Below are 2,977 nucleotides of genomic sequence, written 5' to 3' on the forward strand. Positions count from 1 at the left end.
GATCGCGCCCCAGGCCTGGCCGTTCGGTACGATGATTTGCACGTTGTCCGGCGTGGCCAGTTCAGTAATGAACAGGTTCAGATCCTTCACCGTACCGGAGGTGCCGCCGATATCAACAAACTGGCCGATTTTGTAGGGGCGGAACAGGATCAGCATGAAACCAGCAGCCAGATCGCTGAGCGTGCCCTGCAGCGCCAGGCCGATCGCCAGGGTCGCCGCACCCAGCATTGCGACCAGGCTGGTGGCCTCGATGCCGAAGATGCCAAGGACGGCGACCAGCACCACCAGCAGCAGAACCCAGCGCACGACGCTGGCGGCGAAATTGCCCAATGTCGGGTCGATCTGCGGAGTCTTGTTGATGCGGCGGCGCACCGCGCTGCTGATCCAGCCGGCAGCAATCCAGCCCAGGATCAGCACCACCAGCGCTTTGGCGCCGTTTACAATCAGCGGCCAATAGGCCCCCGCCTGCTCAATCATTTGTTCCATGTCCGTTGTCCCAACCGGTTTCTTTAAATGTGCCCGAATGTCCCGGAAACGGTGCGCTGTGGCAATAGCGCACAGCGGGGAAAGTTCCGGCGGTCGAGGCTCAACCTGAAGGGGAAGCTGGTTTCGTGCCGTAGGATCGTGCGGACGTGCACGGAAATTGCCAGGCGGCTCAGAGGAGGAGCTGAGGTTTAACGCCCCGCCCTGGATTCAAAAAACAAACAAATCAGCAGTCACATCTTCCACGTCAAAGTTGCGAAGGGTGATCGAAACGTTGGCAAAGGCAATTTCGGCGCCTGTGCCGGCATCGCTGATTTCCAGATCGGAGAATTTGGTTGCACCGCGTTGGATCTTGATCAGATCTTCGCCGGCGTCAAAATTGCGGATCGTATCGTGGTCGTCGCCCCTTTTGAAGATAAACAGGTCAGCGCCGTCGCCGCCATCCAGCGTGTCTCTGCCCTTGTTGCCGCGCAAAACATCCTTGCCGCCGCCGCCAAGAAGGATGTCATTGCCTCCGCCACCCAGCAATTTGTCATTTCCGCGGCCACCCAGCAGCTTGTCACTTCCGCCGCCGCCATCGAGCGTATCTCTGCCATTCTGTCCCTTTAGAACATCCTTGCCGCTGCCGCCGGAGATGGAATCGGCACCGGTTCCGCCTGCGACAGTATCTGCGCCTTGCCCGGCTCTGATGGTCTCGCTTCCGGACATTGTGAAAAAGGCGCCGGGCCTTATGTCATCGTCTTCGCGCGAGCCTTTGATGGTCCAGTCTTCTCCGTTCACGAAGGACTTGAACGTTCCAAGATTGAGCTTTCCCGTTGCAGAGGTGGCCGAGCGGCTGGTCAGGTCAAAGATGCCCTCAGCGCTTACATCGACACCGTCCAGCACCAGCTTTTCGATGGTGTGGAAGGAAGGGGTCAAGGAAATCTCAGCATACCGGAATTTTGTGATTTCGCCGGTGACAAAATAGCTGCCGGAGCCGGGAACCCGCAGATCATGGCCGTTAAGGCTCACTGTTTCTGGGTACTTGGAAATCAGCAAGAATGTTCCGGTGTCGTATTTATTGGTCAGCTGGGCCCCATTGAAGGTTTGAATAAGCCCGGTCATCTGAATCGTCAGGGAACCTGTCACGGTCATAGTCGGCATGGATTTAACCTTTGAGAAGTTTCGCCTGTCTGTGGCCGAAGAGGGTATTGAGAAGGGGGCCTACACCACTGGTTGCGGTGCGTTCAAGCCGCGCCCGTGCCGCATGTTTCGGAGTTGACGCTTGGTCACCTGACTGGCCCAGCAATGATGAGGGAAGCCGTTTGTGGCATTGGAAAAGCCCCGCCAATCTGGCGGGGCCTTCCTCAAGTCATTCTTCTGGGAGTGCTTTGCTTACTGCTTCAGCGCCAGTTTCGGTGACAGCACATCGAGACCCAGAGCTTCGCCAACCGCGTAATAGGTCAGCTGGCCTGCGTGCACGTTCAGGCCGTTCAGCAGGTGCGGGTCGTCCTCGCAGGCCTTGCGCCAGCCCTTGTTGGCCAGGTTCAGCATGAAGGGCAGGGTCGCGTTGCCCAGGGCCTGGGTCGAAGTGCGGGCCACGGCGCCGGGCATGTTGGCCACGCAGTAGTGCATGATGCCGTCAACTTCATAGATCGGGTCGGCGTGGGTGGTGGCTTTGGAGGTTTCAAAGCAGCCGCCTTGGTCGATGGCGACGTCCACCAGCACCGCGCCGGGTTTCATCTCAGACAGCTGGGCACGGGAGATCAGTTTCGGCGCTGCAGCACCGGGGATCAGAACAGCGCCGATCACCATGTCGGCGTCGCGCACCAGTTCGGCGGTGGCGCCGGCGGTGGAGTACTGGTTCTTGAAGGTGCGGCCGAACACGTCGTCCAAATACTTCAGGCGGGTCAGCGAACGGTCGAGGATGGTGACATCCGCGCCCATGCCGGCCGCAATCTTGGCCGCGTGAGTGCCGACGACACCGCCGCCGATCACCACTACCTTGGCCGGGGCCACGCCGGGCACGCCGCCCATCAGCACACCGCGGCCGCCGTTGGCCTTTTGCAGGGTGTAGGCGCCCACTTGCGGCGCCAGACGGCCGGCCACTTCGGACATCGGTGCCAGCAGCGGCAAGCCGCCGCGGTCGTCGGTCACGGTCTCGTAAGCGATTGCGGTACAGCCGGACGCCAGCAGGTCATGGGTCTGCTCCGGATCAGGGGCAAGGTGCAGGTAGGTGAACAGCAGCTGGCCTTCGCGCAGCATCTTGCGCTCAACCGCCTGGGGCTCCTTAACCTTGACGATCATGTCAGCGGTGGCAAAGATTTCCTCGGCGGTGTCGAGAATCTCGGCACCGGCGGACACATAGTCCTCGTCGGTGAAGCCGGCGCCCAGGCCGGCGCCTTTCTGGATCACAACGCCGTGGCCGTGGAACACAGCTTCGCGGGCAGCATCCGGGGTCATGCCAACACGGAATTCCTGGGGTTTAATCTCGGTGGGGCAGCCGATTTTCATG

General features: G+C 60.5%; 3 protein-coding genes. All 3 read right to left on the reverse strand.

Annotated elements, in window-relative coordinates; genetic code table 11:
- Nucleotides 1–486, reverse strand: a 486-nt coding sequence (locus A2I95_RS29320; protein ID WP_291735552.1) for a mechanosensitive ion channel domain-containing protein, incomplete at its 3' end; no start/stop codon positions are given.
- A gap of 207 nt (nt 487–693) precedes the next feature.
- Nucleotides 694–1,626, reverse strand: coding sequence for a hypothetical protein (locus A2I95_RS29325; protein ID WP_291735554.1), 933 nt, complete (start codon nt 1,624–1,626; stop codon nt 694–696).
- A 231-nt stretch (nt 1,627–1,857) separates the two neighbouring features.
- Nucleotides 1,858–2,976 (reverse strand): alanine dehydrogenase, encoded by a 1,119-nt coding sequence (gene ald, locus A2I95_RS29330; protein WP_027257949.1) that lies wholly within the window; start codon nt 2,974–2,976, stop codon nt 1,858–1,860.
- Nucleotide 2,977: the final 1 nt, after the last annotated feature.

The organism is Leisingera sp. F5 (assembly GCF_001593695.1).